This is a genomic window from Streptomyces longwoodensis, from assembly GCF_001514125.1.
Lineage (GTDB): Bacteria > Actinomycetota > Actinomycetes > Streptomycetales > Streptomycetaceae > Streptomyces > Streptomyces longwoodensis.
Map to the genome: position 1 here is coordinate 31,088 of NZ_KQ948566.1, position 20,044 is coordinate 51,131.

The window sequence follows — 20,044 nt, forward strand, 5'->3', positions numbered from 1 at the left end:
GTTCCGGTGTGCCGTGGGTCGGGTCGTGCGGTGCGGTGGTGGGGCGCGGCCCACGGGGCGGCGGGTCACCGGCGCTCGCGGGCGTGGTGGGCGATGTGGCGCAGGGCCCGGGCGAAGTCCTCGGCGGCCCGGCGCACGGTGTCGGTGGCGTGCAGGGCGGGCCGGTGGTGCCAGGTGAAGGACAGCCGGCCGCGCTGGACGGCGCCGACGATCTCCAGCGGGTGGGAGCCGCTGTCGCGCGGGTCGTGGTGGCGGCCGAACGAGCCGTGTTCGGCGCGGACCAGGCCGTCCCCGGGGTTCTCGGGGCGGGAGTCCCACTGTCCGAGGTAGTTGAAGACGACCTGTCCGTGGGCGGCGCGTCCCAGGCGCTCGCGCACCTCGGGGGGTCCGAAGGTGCGCAGGGCGCCGAAGCCGAGGCCGTTGCCGGGTACGGCGCGCAGCTGGCGGCGTACGGACTTCACCAGGGTGCGCCAGTCGCGGTCGGGGCCGAGGTCGGCGGGTTCGGGGACCTGGAGGGCGACGGGGTGGACGGTGGTGAACCAGCCGACCGTGCGGGTCAGGTCGACGTCGTCGAGGACGTCCTCGCGGCCGTGTCCCTCCAGGTCCAGGCGGACGTCCTCGTGGCCGGTCCAGCGCGCCAGGGCGAGGGCGAGGGCGGCGAGGAGCACGTCGTTGACGCGGGTGCGGTAGGCGGTCGGTGCGGCGCGCAGCAACGCCTCGGTGTCGGCCTCGTCCAGTTCGACGGTGAGCGTGTCGACGGTGCCGGTGTCGGCGCCCTCCGGTGTCTCGGACGGGAGCGGCTCGGTGTCCACGGCGCGTTCCCAGTAGGGCAGTTCGTGGTCGAGGGCGCCGGAGGCGACGTGTGCGGCGAGGCCGCGGGCCCAGTCGCGGAAGGAGGTGCTGCGTTCGCCGAGCGCCACGGGTTCGCCCTGGGCCGCCTGCCGGTAGGCGGCCTCCAGGTCGTCGCGCAGGATGCGCCAGGAGACGGCGTCCACGACCAGGTGGTGGCCGATCAGGAGGAGGAAGTCGGGCCGGTCGGCGGCGCCGGTGAACAGGGCCGCCCGCAGCAGCGGGCCGCGTGCGAGGTCGAAGCCGGTGTGCAGGTCGTCGGCGGCCTTCTCCATCGCCGTGTCGGCGTCGGTGGCGGTGAGGCCGCCGAGGTCGTGGCGGGTCAGGAGCCCGTCGCGGTCGGTGTCGTCCGCGGGCGGGTTGTACTGGCGCCAGCCGTCCCGGTCGGCGGTGAAGCGCATGCGCAGGGCGTCGTGGTGGTCGAGCAGGGCGTTGAGGGCGGTCTCCAGGGCGCCGGCGTCGACGCCGGGGGCGAGTTCCACCAGCAGGGACTGGTTGAAGTGGGCGTGGCTGGCGCGCTGTCCGGTCAGGAACCACTCCTGGATCGGGGTGAGGGGCACGTCCCCGCTCACCGCTTCCTCCCCGGTGTGCCGGGGGGCGGTGGTGACGACGCCGGCCAGCTCGGCGACGGTCTGGTGGGTGAACAGGTCGCGGGTGGTCACGTGCAGCCCGTCGCGCCGCAGCCGGGAGACGACCTGCATGCTGAGGACGGAGTCGCCGCCGAGGTGGAAGAAGTTGTCGTGCGCCCCGACGTCGGCGACGCCGAGGACGTCGCCCCAGATGCGGGCGACGCGGCGTTCGGTGTCGGTGCGCGGCGGCGTGTGCGGGCCGGTGGCGGTGTGCGCGGGCCCGGGTTCGGGGAGCGCGTTGCGGTCGGTCTTGCCGTTCGGGGTGAGCGGCAGCCGGTCCAGCGGCACGAACGCCGAGGGGATCATGTGCGCCGGGAGCAGTCCGGCGAGGTGGTCGCGCAGTTCGGGTACGGGCAGGGTGTCCGGGGCGCCGTCGGCGGGGACGACGTGGGCGACGAGCCGTGCGCCGGAGCGGCCGTCCGGGTCGCCGGCGCCGGCGCGTACGGTGACCACCGCGTCGCGCACCAGGGGGCTGCCGCGCAGCGCGCTCTCGATCTCTCCGGGTTCGATGCGGAAGCCGCGCAGTTTGAGCTGGGCGTCGGCGCGTCCGGCGAAGCGCAGGTCGCCGTTCGCGTCCCAGCGGGCGCGGTCGCCGGTGCGGTACATGCGCTCCCCGGGGGCGCCGAACGGGTCGGCGACGAAGCGGGACGCGGTCAGTCCCGGCCGGTGGAGGTAGCCGCGGGCGAGGCCGGGTCCGGAGACGTAGAGGTCGCCGGTGACGCCGGGCGGGACGGGGCGCAGGGCGGCGTCGAGGACGTGGACGCGGGTCGCGCCGGCCGGGCGTCCGATGGGCGGGGCGCCCGCGGCCGGGGTGAGCGGGCCGGTCCAGGTGGCGACGACGGTGGCCTCGGTCGGGCCGTACGAGTTGATCATCCGCCGGCCGGGGGCCCACCGTTCGACGAGGTGGGCGGGGCAGGCCTCGGCGCCGACGATGAGGGTGCGCAGGTGCGGCAGGGCGTCGGCGGTGCCCGGGTCGACCGTGGCCAGGGCGGCCGGCGGGATGAGGGTGTGGCTGACGCGCCGACCGGCGAGGACCTCGGCGAGGCGCTCGCCGACGAGGGGTCCTTCCTCCCCGGTGAGCAGGGTGGCGCCGCTGAGCAGCGACACGCACAGTTCCAGCACCGAGGCGTCGAAGCTGGGTGAGGCGAACTGCAGGACGCGGTCGCCGGGGCCCGCGTCGTAGCGGTCGGCGGCTCCCGCCGCGAAGGCGGCGAGGCCGCGGTGCGTCACGGTGACGCCCTTGGGGGTGCCGGTGGAGCCGGACGTGTAGATCACGTACGCCGGGTGGTCGACGGTCAGCGGCGAGGTGCGGTCGGCGTCCGTGGGCGCGGTGTCCGGGCCGTCGGCGTCCCACACGGCGGCGGGGTCGTCCAGGACGAGCCAGGCGCCGGCGTCGCGGAGCATGAACTCCCGGCGCTGCTCGGGGTAGTCGGGGTCGACGGGGAGGAAGGCGCCGCCGGCCTTGGTGACGGCGAGCTGCGCCACGACCGTCGCGGCGCCGCGGGGCAGGGCCAGCGCCACGATCCGCTCGGGGCCCACGCCCCGGGCGATGAGGCGGTGCGCCAGCCGGTTGGCGGCGCGTTCGACGTGGGCGTACGTCAGCTCCCGGCCGTCCGCGTCGGCCAGGGCGACGGTGTCGGGGGTGCGGGCGGCCTGCCGTTCGAACAGCTCGGGCAGGGTGGCCGGCGGGACCGGGCGGGCGGTGGCGCGGCCCTGGTCGAGTACGGCCTTGAGCGTCTCGTCGGTGGCCAGGGGCAGGGCGCCGAGCGGCCGGTCGGGGTCCTCGGCGACGGCGGTCAGGAGGGTGCCGAGCTGGTCGGCCATGCGTTCGGCGGTGGCCGCGTCGAAGAGGTCGGTGTTGTAGGTGAGGACGCCGTGCAGTTCGCCGGTGCCGGTCTCGGCGAACTCGAGGGTGAGGTCGAACGCGGCGTGCCGCAGCTCGGTGTCGACGTCGCTGACCTCGAGGCCGGGCAGGTCGAGGGCGCCGGCCGGGGCGTTCTGGAGGACCACCATGACCTGGAACAGCGGGGTGCGGCTGGTGTCGCGGACCGGCTGGACCTCGTCCACGACCTGCTCGAACGGCGCCTCCTGGTGGGCGAAGGCGTCCAGGACGGTCTCGCGGACGTCGCCGAGGAACTCGGGGAACGGGCGGTCGGGTGCGACGCGGGAGCGCAGCACGAGGGTGTTGACGAAGAACCCGACGAGGTGCTGGACCTCGGCGCGGTCACGGCCGGAGGTGACCGTGCCGACGGTGATGTCCTCGCCGCCGGTCAGGCGGGCCAGGTAGGCCTGGGCGGCGGCGACCAGGGTGGTGAACAGGGTGGCCTGCCGGTCGCGGCCCACCCGGGCGAGGCGACGGGTCGTCTCGCGGGGCAGGGAGAGCCGTACGGAGGCGCCGTGGTGGGTGCGCACCGCGGGGCGGGGCCGGTCGGTGGGCAGGTCCAGCGTCTCCAGCCCGGCCAGGTGCTCCTTCCAGTACGCGAGGTGGTCGTCGGTGCCGCGCCCGCGCTGCCAGTGGGCGTAGTCGGCGTACTGCACCGGCAGCGGCGGCAACGTGCCGGTCTCCGTGCCGAGTTCGGTGCGGTAGTAGTGGGCGAGGTCGCCGGTGAGCACGCCGGTGGACCAGCCGTCGGTGACGATGTGGTGCAGGGTCAGCGTCAAGATGTGCTCGTCGTCCGCGAGCCTGATCAGGCCCGTGTGCAGGAGGGGGCCGCGCCGCAGGTCGAAGGTGCGGGCGCGTTCGGCGTCCAGCAGGTCCGCGAGCCGGGCGTCGCGTGCGCCGCCGGAGAGCTGCGACAGGTCGTGCAGGGTCAGCGGCACGTCCCCGGCCGGGTGGACGACCTGCACGCCGTGGCCGTCGACGGCGTCGAAAGTGGTGCGCAGCGCCTCGTGCCGCTCGACCAGGGCGCGCAGGGCCGCGGTGAGGGCGGGCACGTCGAGCCGGCCGCGCAGCCGCAGGGCCAGCGCGGTGACGTACTCGCCGCTGCCGGGCGCGAACTCCTCGAGGAACCACAGGCGTTGCTGGGCGTACGACATCGGGGCGGGCGTGTCGCGGGTGACCGGGGCGATCGTCGCGGGCGCGGTGTCGCCGGGGCGTTCCTCGGTGAGGAGGGCGGCGAGGGCCTCGGGGGTGGGGTGGGTGAACACCGCGCGCGGGGAGAGCTCGGTGCCGAACGCCTCGGAGAGGCGGACGGCGAGGCGGATGCTGAGGATGGAGTCGCCGCCGAGCTGGAAGAAGTCGTCCCGTACGCCGGGGCGCGGCACGGACAGGACGTCGGCGAAGACCTCCAGGGTGCGGCGCTCGGCGTCGGTGCGCGGCTCGGCCGGCGTGTCCTGTGCGCCGCTGGCGGGTTCCGGCGCGGGCAGGGCAGCCCGGTCGACCTTGCCGTTGCGGCTGAGCGGCAGCGAGGGCAGGACGACGAACGCCGACGGCACGAGGTAGTCGGGCAGGGCGGTGCGGGCGAACTCCCGCAGGGAGGTGACGTCTTCGGCGCCGACCACGTAGGCCACCAGGCGGCGGCTGCCGGGCCGGTCCTCGCGGGCGAGCACGGTCACGTCGGTGACGCCGGGGTGGCCCGCGAGGACCGCCTCGACCTCGCCGGGTTCGACGCGGAAGCCGCGGATCTTCACCTGGTCGTCGGCGCGGCCCAGGAACTCCACGGTGCCGTCGGGGCGGCGGCGGGCCAGGTCGCCGGTGCGGTACATGCGGCTGCCGGGCGGGCCGGCCGGGTCGGCCAGGAAGCGGGCCGCGGTGTCGCCGGGGCGGCCGAGGTAGCCGCGGGCGACGCCCTCGCCGGCGAGGTACAGCTCGCCCGGGCAGCCCGGCGGCACGGGCCGCAGCCGGCCGTCGAGGACGTGGACGCGCATCTCGTCGAGCGGGTGGCCGATGGGCACGGTGTCGGGGACGGTGGCCGCGTCGGTGAGCGGGAACGACGTGGCGAACGTCGTCGTCTCGGTGGGGCCGTAGCCGTCGACGACGGCCAGCCCCGGGCAGGCGGCCAGGACGCGGCGCACGGCCGCGGCGGGCACGACGTCGCCGCCGGTCCACACCTGGCGCAGGCCGGTGAAGCAGTCCGGCGCGTCCTGCGCGAGCAGCCGGAACAGGCCGGCGGTCAGCCACAGCGCGCTCAGGCCGGTGTCGCGGACCAGCTGCCGCAGCAGCGCGGCGTCCAGCGGCCGTTCGGGAGCGACGACGACGCAGCCGCCGGTGAGCAGCGGCGCCCACACCTCGAAGGTGGCGGCGTCGAAGGCCACCGGGGAGTGCAGCAGCACCCGGTCGCACACGCCGCCGGTGAAGCGGCCGTCGGTGGCGAGGGCGGCCACGTCGCGGTGGCGTACGGCGACCGCCTTCGGCTCGCCCGTCGATCCGGAGGTGAACATCACGTAGGCGAGCCGGTCGGGGTCCGCGGGTGCGGCGGCGGGCGCGTCCGGCACGGGGGTGCGGGCGGCGGTGACGTCCTCGGCGGACAACTGGACGGTCGCACCGGCGCGTTCGATCAGCGTGCGGCGCCGGTCCTCGGGGGCGCGGGCGTCCACGGGCACGTAGGCGCCGCCCGCCTTGAGGACGGCGAGCTGGGCGACGACGAGGGCGGCGCAGCGGTCCATCAGCAGGGCCACCCGGTCCTCGGCGCGCAGTCCGCCGCCGAGCAGCCGGGAGGCCACCGCGTCGGACCACTCGTTGAGCTGACGGTACGTCAGGTACGTGTCGCCGTCGCGCAGGGCGGGCGCCTCGGGGGTGCGGTGGGCCTGCTCGGCGAACAGGGCGACGGGGCTGCTCGGTGCGGTCCGGCGGGCGGTGGTGTTCCACCGCTCCAGCAGGGCAAGGTCGTCCTCGGTCAGCGCCTCCAGGCCGGTGACGTCCGCGTCGGACTCCAGGGCGTCGGCGAGGGCGCGCAGGACGACGGTGAGGCGGTTCGCGAGGCGGTCGGCGGTGTCCGCGTCGAACAGGCCGGCGTCGTAGGCGAGGTCGAGGCCGAGGCGGTCGCCGAGGTGGGCGCGCAGGCACAGCGGGAAGGTGGGCGCGTCCTCGGCGCGCACCTCCTCGACCTGGACGCCCGTGCGGGCGGTGGCGGACTCGTCGACGGGGTAGTTCTCGAACACCACCATGCTGTCGAACAGCGCCTCGCCGGCCGGGACCTCGCTCAGCGCCTGGATGCGGGGCAGCGCGAGGTGGTCGTAGCGCCGGGTGTCGCTCTGGTGCTCCTGCACCGCGCGCAACCAGGACGCCGCTCCCCCGCCCGCGACCCGGACGCGAGTGGGCACGGTGTTGATGAACATGCCGATCATCGACTCCACGCCGGGCAGTTCGGCCGGGCGCCCGGAGACGGTGGTGCCGAACACGACGTCGTCGCGGCCGCTGTGGCGGGCCAGGAGCAGGGCCCAGGCGCCCTCGATGACGGTGTTCACCGTGAGCCCGGCCCGGGCGGCGCCCTGCCGCAGCCGCGCCGAGAGGTCCTCGTCCAGCCGCCGGCTGGTGAGGGCGGCGGCGCGGGCGCGGTGCTCCTCGGCCGGCGTGCGGTCGTAGGGCAGCGGGGTGCGGGCCGGGAACCCGGCGAGGGTGTCGGTCCAGTGGGCCTCGGCGGCGGCCTCGTCCTGGTCGTGCAGCCAGCGCAGGAAGTCGGCGTAGGGGCGCCTGACCGGTGCGGGGGCCGCCCGGCCGCCGGTGAGGGCGGCGTAGCGCTCGCACACCTCGGTGAGGAGCTGTCCGGAGCTCCAGCCGTCCAGGATCAGGTGGTGGGAGGACCACAGCAGCAGGACCTCGTCGCCGGGCAGTGCGGCCAGGGTGATGCGGGTGAGGGGTGCGGTGGTCAGGTCCATGCCGGTGGCGCGGTCGGCGGCCAGCAGGTCCTCGGTGGACGCCGTACGTTCCTCGGGCGTGAGCCGGCGCCAGTCCAGGTGGGTGACGGGCAGCTCCACGTGCCGGTGCACGACCTGGACGGGGTGCGGCAGGCCCTGCCAGTGGACGCTGGTGCGCAGGGCCTCGGTGCGGTCGGCGACCTGCTGCCAGGCGGCGGCGAAGCGCCGCGGGTCGCTCACCCCGGACAGGCGGACGGCCACGCGGTCGGAGTAGGCGCCCGCCGTGTCGACGAGGCCGTGGAAGAGCATGCCGGCCTGCAGCGGGGTCAGCGGCAGGACGTCGGCCACGTGCCGGCCGTCGCCGACGAGGCGGTCCAGCTCCGGCTGGCCGAGCCCGGCCAGCGGGAAGTCGGACGGGGTGCGGCCGCCCGCGTCGGGGCGGGCGCAGTGGGCCGCGATCTCGCGCAGCGCCGCGCACATCTCCTCGGCGAGGGTGCGGACGGTGGCCTCGTCGTAGACGGCCGGCGGGTAGGTCCACCCCAGTTCGAGCCGGCCGTCCTGCACCACGCCGGTGATGTCCAGCAGGTAGGGCCGGGGGGCGTCCGGGTCGGTGTCGGAGCCGGCCGGGGGCAGGGCGGCGGCGTACAGGCCGCTGCCGCTCGCGTCGGCGTCCCACCGGCCGTGGTAGTTGAAGCCGACCCATGGTGCCGGGGCGCCGGCCAGCGGGCTGTCGGGCAGCAGGTGGCGCAGGGCGCCGTGGCTCAGGCCGTGCAGGGGCACCGCGCGCAGCTGTTCCTTGACCGAGCGGAGGGTGTCGTGCCAGCCGGCGTCGGGGGCGACGGTCAGCGCGAGCGGGAACTCGGCGGTGAACCAGCCGACCGTCCGGGACAGGTCCAGGTCGTCGAAGAGGTCCTCGCGGCCGTGGCCCTCGATGCCGACCAGCACGCCGTCACGTCCGCACCAGCGGGCCAGGGTGCGGCCGAGGGCGCTGAGCAGGACGTCGTTGACCTGGGTGCGGTAGACCTCGGGGACCTGGCGCAGCAGGGCCTCGGTGGTCTCCGGCTCCAGTTCCACGGTGACCGTGGCGGCGGTGCCGTGGGTGTTGGGGCCGGGGCGGCCCGCGGGCAGGTCGGCGGGGGCCTCGGCGGTGCGCCGCCAGTGGTCGAGGTCGCCGTCCAGGGCGCCGGAGCGGGTGTGGTCCTCCAGCCGGGCCGCCCAGTGGCCGTAGGCGGTGGTGGCCGGGGGCAGCTCGACGGGGTGTCCGGCGGCGGCCTGCCGGTGGGCGGTCTCCAGGTCGGCCAGCAGGATGCGCCAGGAGACGCCGTCGACGGCCAAGTGGTGGACGGTGAAGAGCAGTTGGGCGTGGGCGTGCGGGCCCCGGTCGAGGAGGAGGACGCGCGCCACCCGGCCCTCGGTGGGGTCGAGGGCGGCGCGGGCCTCGTCCGCGAGGCGGGCCGCCTCGGTCTCCAGGGCGGGGCCGTCGAGGCCGGTCACGTCGTGCAGGGTGACGGTGCCGTCCGGGGCGCCGGGCAGGACCTCCTGGCGCCAGCCGTCCTCGGTGCGGCGGAAGCGGGTGCGCAGCGCCGGGTGGTGGCCCACCAGGGCGTCCACGGCGGTGCGCAGGGCCGACAGGTCGGTGCCGGGGGCGAGTTCGAGGCGCTGCGACATGGTGAAGCGCAGCGGGTCGCCGGGGCCGCGGCCGTCGAGGTACCAGTGCTGGATGGGGGTGAGCGGGGCCTCGGCGGGGGCGGTGGTGTCGGTGGTGACCGGTGCCGACTCGGTGACGCGCAGGGCGAGTTCGGCGACGGTCTGGTGGCGGAAGACGTCCTTGGTGGTCAGTGCGAGACCGGCCTGGCGGGCCCGGGAGACGATCTGGATGCTGAGGATGGAGTCGCCGCCGAGCGCGAAGAAGTTGTCACGTGCGCCCACCCGTTCGACGCGCAGGACGTCGGCCCAGATCGTGGCCAGCGTCTGTTCGGTGCCGGGGCGGGGCGCCACGTGGCCGGCCGCGGTGTCGGGCTGCGCGGGCGGGGCGGGCAGGGCGCGCCGGTCGGTCTTGCCGCTGGTGGTGCGCGGGATCCGGGTCAGCGGCACGAAGGCGGCCGGCACCATGTGGTCCGGCAGGGTGCGGCGCAGCGCGAGGCGCAGCGCGTCGGCGTCCGGGGCGGTGTCCCCGGCGGGCACCAGGTACGCCACGAGCATGAGGCGGCCCGCGTGGTCGCGTGCCGTGACGACGGCGTCGGCGACGTCCGGGTGGGCGAGCAGCGCGGCCTCGATCTCGCCGGGTTCGATGCGGAAGCCGCGGATCTTGATCTGTTCGTCGGCGCGGCCCAGGAACTCCAGCAGCCCCTGTGCGTCGCGGCGGGCACGGTCGCCGGTGCGGTACATCCGCTCCCCCGGCGCGCCGAAGGGGTCGGCGAGGAACCGCGCGGCGGTCAGCCCGGGGCGGCCCAGGTAGCCGCGGGCGACCTGGGCGCCGGCGAGGTACAGCTCGCCGGGCGTGCCGGGCGGCACCGGGCGCAGGGCGCCGTCGAGGACGTAGGCGCGCAGGTTGGCGCCGGGCCGGCCGATGACCGGCCGGTCGGGGCGGTCGGTGACGCGGCCGTAGGTGGCGTCGACGGTGCACTCGGTGGGGCCGTACATGTTGTAGGCGGTGACGCCGAGTTCGGCGGCGGCGCACAGGTCGCGCCAGGTGTCGGGGCCGGTCGCCTCGCCGCCGACGAGCAGGACGCGGGGGTGGTGGCGGCCGGGGGCGAGGAGGCCGGCGGCGAGGAGTTCACGCAGGAAGGACGGAGTGACGTTGACCAGGTCCAGGTTCCGGTCGGCGATCTGCGCGCAGAACGCCTCGGGGTCCAGGCGCACGTCCTCGTCGATGAGGTGCACCTCCTGGCCGAGGGCGAGCAGCAGCGGGCCCTCCCAGGAGGTGTCGAAGGAGAACGAGGCGCTGAGCGCGGCGCGCAGCCGCCGCCCGTCCGCGGTGTGCGGGGCGACGAGCCCGTCGCGGTGGTCGTGGACGAGGTTGACCAGGTGGCGGTGTTCCACGACGACGCCCTTGGGGCGGCCGGTGGAGCCTGAGGTGTAGATCATGTAGGCGGCGTGCTGCGGGAGCAGCGGGGCCGGGCGGTCGCGGTCGGTGGGGTCGTGGGCGGGCAGCCGGTCCCAGGGGGTGGTGCGCAGCGCGTCGGCGGTGAGCACGACGCGCGGGGCGGCGTCCTCGAGGAGCCCGGCGGCGCGTTCGGCGGGCAGGTCGGGGTCGAGGTGGAGCAGGGTGCCGCCGGCCTTGGCGACGGCGAGCACCGCCACCACCAGCTCGGAGGTGCGCGGCAGCCGGACGGCCACCACCCGCTCGGGTCCGGCGCCCAGCGCCAGCAGGTGGTGGGCGAGCCGGTTCGCGCGGTCGTTCAGGGCGGCGAAGTCGAGGGTGGCGTCCCGGGCGACCAGCGCGGTGGCGTGCGGGGTGCGGGCGGCCTGCGCCTCGAAGAGGGCGGGGAAGGTGGTGCCCGGGACGGTGAGGCGAGTCCCCTGCCCGTCGTGCAGCACCCGCCGCCGTTCGTCGGCGGTCATCAGTTCCAGCGCCCGTACGTCGCGGTCCGGTTCCCGCACCGCCGCCTCCAGCAGCAGGCGCAGGCGGGCGGCCAGGCCGCGGACGGTGTCCTCGTCGAACAGGCCGGTGTCGTACTCCAGGTGACCGGTGACGCCGTCGTCGCCCTCGACGAAGTCGAAGGCCAGGTCGAAGGTGGCGTGCCGGACCGGCGGCAGGAGCGGCTCGGCGTCCAGGCCGGGCAGTTCGGGTGCCTCGACGCCCAGGTTGTGCAGGGCGACCATGACCTGGAACAGGGGGGTGCGGCTGGTGTCGCGTTCGGGCTGGAGGGCGTCCACCAGTCGCTCGAACGGCACGTCCTGGTGGGCGAAGGCGTCCAGGACGGTGCCGCGCACCTGCTCCAGCAGCGCACGGAACGACGTGCCGGGCCGTACCTGGTTGCGCAGCACCAGCGTGTTCACGAACATGCCGACGACGTCGTGCAGTTCGGGGCGCTCGCGGCCGGCGGTGACGGTGCCGACGGCGAAGTCGTCCTGGCCGGCCCAGCGGGACAGCAGGACCGTGCAGCCGGCGAGCAGGGTCATGTAGAGGGTGGCGTCGGCCTCCCGGCCCCGCTCGCGCAGCCGGTCGGTCAGTTCGGCGGGCAGCGTGAAGGTCACGAGCGCGCCGTCGCGGGTGCGGACGGCGGGACGCGGCCGGTCGGTCGGCAGCTCCAGCGGCGGTACGCCGGCCAGTCGCTCGCGCCAGTGGGCGAGTTGCCGCTCGACCTGGTCGGTGCGGGCGCGCTGCCAGGTGGCGTGGTCGGCGTAGCGCACGGGCAGGCCGGGGAGTTCGGGGTCGCGGCCCTCGTGGGCGGCCGCGTACAGCTCGCCGAGGTCGCGGCCGAGGACGCCGAGGGACCAGCCGTCGGTGACGATGTGGTGGACGGCGAGGGCCAGGACGTGCTCGTCGTCCGCGGTGCGGGCCAGGCGGGCGCGCAGCAGCGGCCCGATCGCCAGGTCGAAGGGAGTGGTGGCCTCGCGCTCCAGCAGGTCCTCCAGGGCGGCCGTCGGGTCGGCGGCGGTGGTGAGGTCGACCACGGTCAGGGCGGCCGGGTGCGGCGGGTGCACCACCTGCCGGGGCTGCCCGTCGTGTTCGGCGAAGGTGGTGCGCAGGGACTCGTGGCGGGCGACGAGGCCGTCCAGGGCGGTGCGCAGGGCTCGTTCGTCGAGCGGGCCGCGCAGGCGCAGCACAGACAGCGTCGTGTACTCGGTGCTGCCGGGCTCGAACCGGTCGAGGAACCACAGGCGTTGCTGGGCGTACGACAGCGGCGCCGGGGTCTCGGGGGCGGTCGCGGGGATCGCGTCGGCGGGCGCGGCGGAGGTGTCGCCCACGGGGTCGCCGAGTTCGGCGGCGAGCGCGGACACGGTGCTGTGGGTGAACAGCACGCGCGGGGACACGTCGGGGCCGAACGCGGCGCGCAGCCGGGCGGTGACGCGGACGGCGAGGATGGAGTCGCCGCCGAGGGCGAAGAAGTCGTCGCCGGCGGACACCTCCTGGACCCCGAGGACGTCCGACCAGGCGGCGGCGACGGCCCGTTCGGCGGGGGTGCGCGGTGCGGTGCGGTCGGTGTCGGCGGCGTAGCCGTCCGCCGTCGGGGCGGGCAGGGCGCGCCGGTCGAGCTTGCCGTTGACGGTGAGCGGGAGGGCGTCCATCGGGACGTAGGCGGCGGGCACCATGTGGGCGGGCAGCAGCCGCTCCAGGTGGGCGCGCAGCTCGGCCGCCGGGGGTGTCGCGCCGCCGGTGCCGACGACGTGGGCCACCAGGCGGCGGGTGCCGGAGGTGTCCTCGAACACGCCGACGGCGGTGTCGGCGACACCGGGGTGGGCGTGCAGGGCGGCCTCGATCTCGCCGGGCTCGATGCGGTAGCCGCGGATCTTCACCTGGGCGTCCGCGCGGCCGAGGTACTCCAGGGTGCCGTCGGGCCGCCACTTCGCGCGGTCGCCGGTGCGGTACATGCGGCTGCCGGCCGGTCCGAACGGGTCGGCGAGGAAGCGGGTCGCGGTCAGACCGGGGCGGCCCAGGTAGCCGCGGGCCAGGCCCTCCCCCGCGACGTACAGCTCGCCCGTCGCGCCCGGCGGCAGGGGGGCCAGGTCCGCGTCGAGCACGTAGACCCGGAGGTCGGGTATCGCGACGCCGATGGGGCTGGCGGGACCGTGCGCGGCGGCGGCGGGGTCCAGCGGGGCGTGGGTGACGTGCACGGTGGTCTCGGTGATGCCGTACATGTTGACCAGGCGGGGGGTGTCGGCCGGGTGGCGAGCCCACCAGTCGGTGAGCCTGCCGACGTCGAGGGCCTCACCGCCGAAGACCACCGTGCGCAGGGCGAGGCGGGCACCGGTGTCGGGGTGTTCGGCGTCCGCGCGCACCAGCGGGTAGAACGCGGACGGCGTCTGGTTGAGGACGGTGACCCCTTCGTCGGCCAGCAGCCGCAGGAAGTCCTCCGGGGAGCGGGCGGTCTCGTCGGGCACGACGACGAGCCGGCCGCCGTGCAGCAGCGGGCCCCACAGCTCCCACACGGAGAAGTCGAACGCGTAGGAGTGGAACAGCGTCCACACGTCGTCCGGGCCGAAGTCGAACCACGGGCGGGTTTGGGTGAACAGCCGCACCACGTTGGCGTGCGGGATCACCACGCCCTTGGGGCGGCCGGTGGAGCCGGAGGTGTAGATGGCGTAGGCGGGGCTCTCCGGCAGGGGACGGCGGGCCGGCTCGGGGCCGGTGGCCGGGCGCCGGGCGAGGCCGGCTCCCTCGTCCGGGGCGTCGAGCAGGACGACGGGCACACCGGTGCCGTCGACGCGGGCCGCGGTGCCGGTGGTGGTCACCAGGGTGACGGGGGTGGCGTCGGTGAGGAGGTCGGCGATGCGTTCGGCGGGCGAGTTCGGGTCGATCGGCAGGTAGGCGGCGCCGGCCTTCAGCACGGCCAGGACCGCGACGACCTGGTCGGTGGAGCGGGGCAGGGCGAGTGCGACGAACCGCTCGGGTCCGGCGCCGAGTTCGGCGAGCCGGTGGGCGAGGCGGCCGGCGCGGGCGTCCAGGGTCGCGTAGTCCAGGTGCTCGGTCCCGCAGGTGACGGCGACGGCGCCGGGGGTGCGGGCGGCCTGCGCCTCGAACAGGTCCACCAGGGTCTCGGCGGGGCGGCCGGACGCGGTGCCGTTCCAGTCGGTGAGGATGCGGTGGCGTTCCTCGGCCGTCGTCCAGGCCAGGGTGCGCAGCGGCCGGTCGGTGCCGTCGGCGAGCCCGGTCAGGAGCAGGCAGAGCCGGCCGGCGAGGGCATGGACGGTCGCCGCGTCGAACAGGTCCGGGTCGTAGGCGAGGTCGAAGCCGAGGCGTTCGCCGTGGTAGGCGCGCAGCACGAGCGGGTAGTTGGTGGCGTCGCGGGAGGAAACGTCGACCAGGCGGATCCCGGAGCCGGCCGTGCGGGCCTCGTCGAAGGGGTAGTTCTCGAAGGCGACCATGCTGTGGAAGAGCGGGCTGCCGGACGGCACGTCGCCGAGCTGGGTCAGCTCGGCGAGCGAGGCGGCGGCGAAGCGTCTCGACTCGGCCTGGGCGTCCTGGAGTTCGCGCAGCCAGTCCCCGGCGGGGCGGGCCTGGTCGACGCGGACGCGGGTGGGCACGGTGTTGATGAACATGCCGACCATCGACTCGACGCCGGGCAGGTCGTCGGGCCGTCCGGAGACGGTAGTGCCGAACAGCACGTCGTCCTGGGCGGCGTAGCGGGCGAGCAGCAGCGCCCAGGCGCCCTGGACGACCGTGTTGAGGGTGAGGCCGGCCTCACGGGCCGTGCGCGCGAGGCGGGCCGACGTCTCCGCGTCCAGACCGGCCGTGTGCAGGGCGGCGGAGCGGGCCTGGTGGGCCTCGCGCAGGGGGCGGTCGGCGGGCAGCGGGGTGGGTTCGGCGAACCCGGCGAGGACGCCCTGCCAGTGGGCGCGGGCGGCGTCGGGGTCCTGGTCGGCGAGCCAGCGCACGTAGTCGCCGAACGGGCGGCGCAGCGGCGGGCGGGACTCGGTGCCCGCGGTGAGCGCGGCGTACTCCTCGCACACCTCGGTCAGCACCTGGGCGAGGCTCCAGCCGTCGAGGATGAGGTGGTGGGAGGTCCACAGCAGGTGCAGCCGGGCGTCGGGCAGCCGGACCAGGGTGAGCCGCATCAGCGGTGCCGCGGCGAGGTCGATGCCCCGGGCCAGGTCGCCGGCGCGCAGCCGGGTCAGGCGCTCGGCGCGTTCCACCTCGTCCAGCTCGCGCCAGTCGAGGTGGGTGACCGGAACCCGGACGTCGCGGCGCACGACCTGGAGGGGGACGGGCACGTCCTCCCAGACGACGCAGGTGCGCAGGGCCGGCGTGCGGTCGGTGACGCGCTGCCAGGCGACGGCGAAGGCGTGCGGGTCGGCGACGCCGTCGAGGAGCAGGCCGGCCTGGTCGACGTAGACGTCGTCGGGGCCGCCGACCAGCCGGTGGAAGAGCATGCCCTCCTGGAGCGGGGTGAGCGGCAGCACGTCCTCCACGTCGCGGCCGTCACCCACGAGGCGGTCCAGGCGGTCCTGGTCGAGGCGGGCCAGCGGGAAGTCGGACGGGGTGCGGCCGCCCGCGCCGGGCCGGGCGCAGTGCTCGGTGATCGCGGCGAGCGCGGCGGTCATGCCGTCGGCGAGGGCGCGGACGGTGGCCTCGTCGTGCACCTGGTCGCTGTAGTGCCAGGTGAGGTGGAGTTCCCCGTCGGTGACCACGGCGGAGACGTCCAGCAGGTGGTCCAGGGGGGTGTCCGGGGCGATGTCGCGGCCGGGCGTCCGGCCCGCCGGGGCGAAGTCGCCGCCGTCGCCGGCCTCCCACTGGCCGTGGTAGTTGAAGCTGATCTGCGGCAGCGGTACGTCTCTGAGGGCACGGGCGGCCGGGTCGGGCGAGCCGAGGCGGGCCAGGGCCTCGTACGTCAGGCCGTGCCGGGGCACGGACCGCAGCCGCTCCTTGACCGCCTTGAGGGTGGCGCCCCAGTCGGGCGCACCGGACGGTCCGGCGGGCGCGAGGGTGACGGGGTACTGGGCGGTGAACCAGCCCACCGTGCGGGACAGGTCCAGCGTGTCGTCCTCGCGGCCGTGCCCCTCGAGGAGGACGGTCACCCGCTCGGCGCCGGTCCAGTCGGCGAGGACCCGGCTCAGCGCGCCGAGCAGCACGTCGTTGACCTGGGTGCGGTAGACGGCGGGCACGCGGCGCAGCAGCGCCTCGGTGGTGGCGCGGTCCACGCGGGCGTCGAGGGTGCGGACCGAGCCGGCCGTCGGGGTGCCGGGGCGGTCCACGGGCAGCGGGGTGCGGGGCTCGGCGGCCTCGGCCGTCCAGTGCGGCAGGTCGGCGTCGAGCTCGCCGTCGCGGACCCGGCGCGCCAGGTGCGCGGCCCAGTCGGTGAACGGTGTGGCGACGGGCTCCAGGCGGACCGCCCCTCCCCCGGCCGCCTGCCGGTAGGCCTCGGCGAGGTCGCCGAGCAGGATCCGCCACGAGACGCTGTCCACCGCCAAGTGGTGTGCGGTGACGAAGAGTTGCGGCCGCTCGCCGGAGCGGGTGAACAGGGCGGCGCGCAGCAGGGCGCCGGTCTCCGGGTCGAGGGCGGAGCGCGCGGCCCCGGCGGCCCGCTCGCGCTCCGCCGCCGGGTCGGCGGGCCCGGACAGGTCGTGGCGGGTGAGCAGCCCGGTGGCCGGGCCCTCGCCGGGGTGCTGGCGCCAGGTGTCGCCCGAGCGGGCGAACCGGGTGCGCAGCGCCGGGTGGTGGGCGGCCAGTGCCTCCAGGGCGCGCTCCAGCGCCGGGGCGTCGAGGTCGTACGGCAGGTCCAGCAGCATCGACATGCTGAAGTGCTCGAGCGGTCCGTGGGTGGCGAAGAACCACTCCTGCACGGGGGTCAGCGGTGCCGGGCCCTCCTCGGCGGTGCGCCGGGGCGCGGGCACCTGCGCGGTGCGCACGGACGCGGCGGCGGCGAGGTCGGCGACGGTCTGGTGGCGGAAGACGTCCCGTGAGGTCAGGTGCAGCCCGGCCGCGCGGGCGCGGGAGACGGCCTGGATGCTGAGGATGGAGTCGCCGCCCAGCTCGAAGAAGTTGTCCGTCACACCGACCCGGCGCGCGCCCAGCACCTCGGCCCAGATGCGGGCGAGGGTCTCCTCCTCGGGGGTGCGCGGGGCGACGAACTCCCGCTCCTGCTCGCCGCCTTCGAAGTCGGGCACGGGCAGGGCACGCCGGTCGACCTTGCCGCTGACGGTCATCGGCAGGGCGTCGAGCACGGTGAAGGAGGACGGCACCATGTGGTCGGGCAGCACCTGTCGCAGGGCGGCCCGCACCTCGCCCGCGGCGGGCGGGGCGCCCGGGTCGGCGGGGACGAGGTGGGCGGCGAGCCTGACGTGGCCGTGCGGGTCGGTGACGGCGACGACCGCGGCGGCGGCGACCTCGGGCAGGTCGGTGAGGGCCGCCTCGACCTCGCCGGGCTCGATGCGGTGGCCGCGCACCTTCACCTGGTCGTCGGCGCGGCCCAGGTAGTCCAGGCGTCCGTCGGCGCTCCAGCGGGCCAGGTCGCCGGTGCGGTACATACGGGCGCCGGGCGGGCCGAACGGGTCGGGCAGGAACCGCGCGGCCGTCAGTCCGGGCCGCCCGCTGTAGCCGCGGGCCAGTTGCACACCGGCCAGGTACAGCTCGCCGCCGACGCCGGGCGGCACGGGGCGCAGCCGGTCGTCGAGGACGTAGGCGCGCACGTTGGGCAGCGGCCGGCCCACGGTGGGCCGGCCGTCGCCGGCTATCCGGCAGGCCAGCGCGTCGACGGTGCACTCGGTGGGGCCGTAGAAGTTGTACGCGGCCACGTCGCGCCGCGCCGCCAGCTCCCGCCACAGGGCGGGTCCGACGGCCTCGCCGCCGAGCATGAGGACGCGCGGGTGGTGGCGGGGGTCGGTGAGCAGCCCGGCGGGCAGCAGCTGGCGCAGGTAGGTGGGGGTGAGGTCGAGGAAGTCGATGCGGTGCTCGACGACGTACTCGACCAGGGCGGCGGCGTCCAGCCGGGTCGTCTCGTCGACCAGGTGCAGCGGGTGGCCGTCGGCCATCAGCAGCACGCCCTCCAGGGAGGTGTCGAAGGAGAACGACGCCGTGAGCGCCACCCGCAGCGGCCCGCCGCCCGCCTCGGCGACGAAGCCCTCGCGGTGGCCGGCGAGGAGGTTCGCCAGCGACCGGTGGGCCACGGCGACGCCCTTGGGGCGGCCGGTGGAGCCGGAGGTGTAGATGACGTAGGCGGTGGTGTCGGGGTGCGGGGGCGCCAACGGGGCGTCGGCGACCGCGTCCTGAGCGTCGTCCCCCTCCCCCAGCGCGGTCTCGTCGGCGATGGCGCCTTGTGCGTCGTGCGCCTCCCGCAACGCGGCCTCGTCGAGGACGAGCGCGGGGCGGGCGTCGTCGAGCAGGAACCGCACCCGGTCCTCGGGCAGCGCCGGGTCCAGGGGCAGGTAGCCGGCGCCTGCCTTCCAGACGGCGAGGATCGCCACGATCATGTCGGCGGTGCGCGGGAGCCGGAGGGCGACCAGGCGTTCGGGGCCCGCACCGCGCGCCACGAGGTGACGGGCGACGCGGTCGGCGCGCGCGTCGAGCCTCGCGTAGTCCAGGCGGACGTCCCCGGCGACGAGGGCGGTGGCGTCCGGGGTGCGGGCCGCCTGCTGAGCGAACAGCTCGGGCAGGGTCTCCTCGGGGACCGCGAGCGCGGTGGCGTTCCAGTCGTGCGTGACCTGCCGCTCCTGCTCGGGCGAGAGCAGGGGCAGGGCGCCGAGCGGACGGTCGGGCTCGGCGGCGGCGCCGTCCAGGGTGCGCAGCAGCTGGTCCGCCATGCGTGCGGCGGTGCCCGCGTCGAACAGGTCGGTGCGGTACTCCAGCAGGCCGGTCAGCCCGTCGCCATCGGGCACGAACTCGACGCTCAGGTCGAAGGTGGCGGCCCGCCGGGGCACGGCGACCGGGGAGGCGGACAGGCCGTGCGGGTCGGGCGCGGTGGGCGGTGCCGGGTGCAGCAGGACCATCACGTCGAACAAGGGGTTGCGGCCGGCTTCGCGGGTCGCGCCGACGGCCTCGACCAGCCGCTCGAACGGCGTGTCACCGTGCGCGAAGGCGTCGTTGACGGTGTCGGCGGCCGCGGTGAGCAGGTCCCGGAAGGAGCCGCCGGTCTCGACGCGGGTGCGCAGCGCGACGGTGTTCACGAAGAACCCGACGGCCCGCTCCAGGTCGGTGCGGCCGCGCCCGGGGGTGAGCGAGCCGACGGTGATGTCGTCCTGCCCGGACCAGCGGGCCAGCAGGGTCTGGCAGGCGGCGACCAGGGCGGTGAACAGGGTGGTGTGCCGGTCGGCCGCGAGCTGCTTCAGCCGGGCGGTGGTGGCGGCGGGGACGGTGAAGGTGTGCACGGCGCCCGCGCCGGACTCCTCGCCGCGGCGGGGCCGGTCCAGCGGCAGTTCGGGGGCGACCGCCCCGGACAGCTGCTCCTTCCAGTACGCCAGGTGGCGTTCCAGCCGGGCGCCGGACAGCTGCTCGCGCTGCCAGACGGCGAAGTCCGGGTACTGGGTGGCCACCGGCGCCGGGGCGGGGCTCTCGCCCCGGGCGAGGGCGTCGTAGGCGGTGATCAGCTCGTCGAGCACGACGCCCATGGACCAGCCGTCGGTGACGATGTGGTGGGCCGTCAGCAGCAGGACGTGCGCCTCGGGGGCCTCGCGCAGGAGCAGGGCGCGCAGCAGCGGCCCGGCCTCCAGGTCGAAGGGGCGCTCGTACTCGGCCAGCAGCGCCGCCTCCAGGCCGTCGCCGGTCCCTTCCGTGAGGTCGTGGACGGGCAGCGGGAGCGGCCCGGCGGGGTGCACCCGCTGCGCGGGGGTGCCGTCGTGCTCCTCGAACGTGGTGCGCAGCGCCTCGTGCCGCGCCACCACGTGCTCCAGTGCGGCGGCCAGGGCGGTGTGGTCGAGGACGCCGGTCAGGCGCAGCGCGACGGCGCTGTTGTAGCGCGGGTCGCCGGGGCGCAGCCGGTCCAGGAACCACAGGCGCTGCTGGGCGAAGGACAGCGGCAGCGGGCGGGTGCGGTCGGCGCGCGGGATGGCCTGCCGGGCGGTGCCGGGGGCGCCGGCGGCGGCCCGTCCGGCCAGGCGGCGGCGGAGTGCTTCCTGGAGGTCCTGCGGGAGGGCCTCGGCACGGTTTCGCTTCGAAGACGTCATGGTCGTCC

General features: G+C 76.2%; 1 protein-coding gene. It reads right to left on the minus strand.

The features are described from left to right. Nucleotides 1-65: 65 nt before the first annotated feature. The gene (locus AQJ30_RS34115) at nucleotides 66-20,036 is read right to left on the minus strand and encodes a non-ribosomal peptide synthetase (RefSeq protein ID WP_067241603.1); all 19,971 of its coding nucleotides are present in this window, start codon (nucleotides 20,034-20,036) and stop codon (nucleotides 66-68) included. Between the last annotated feature and the right edge of the window lie 8 nt (nucleotides 20,037-20,044).

Excerpts from the sequence above, each read along its gene's own strand:
- AQJ30_RS34115 (WP_067241603.1), bottom strand. The coding sequence starts at position 20,036 with ATGACGTCTTCGAAGCGAAACCGTGCCGAGGCCCTCCCGCAGGACCTC.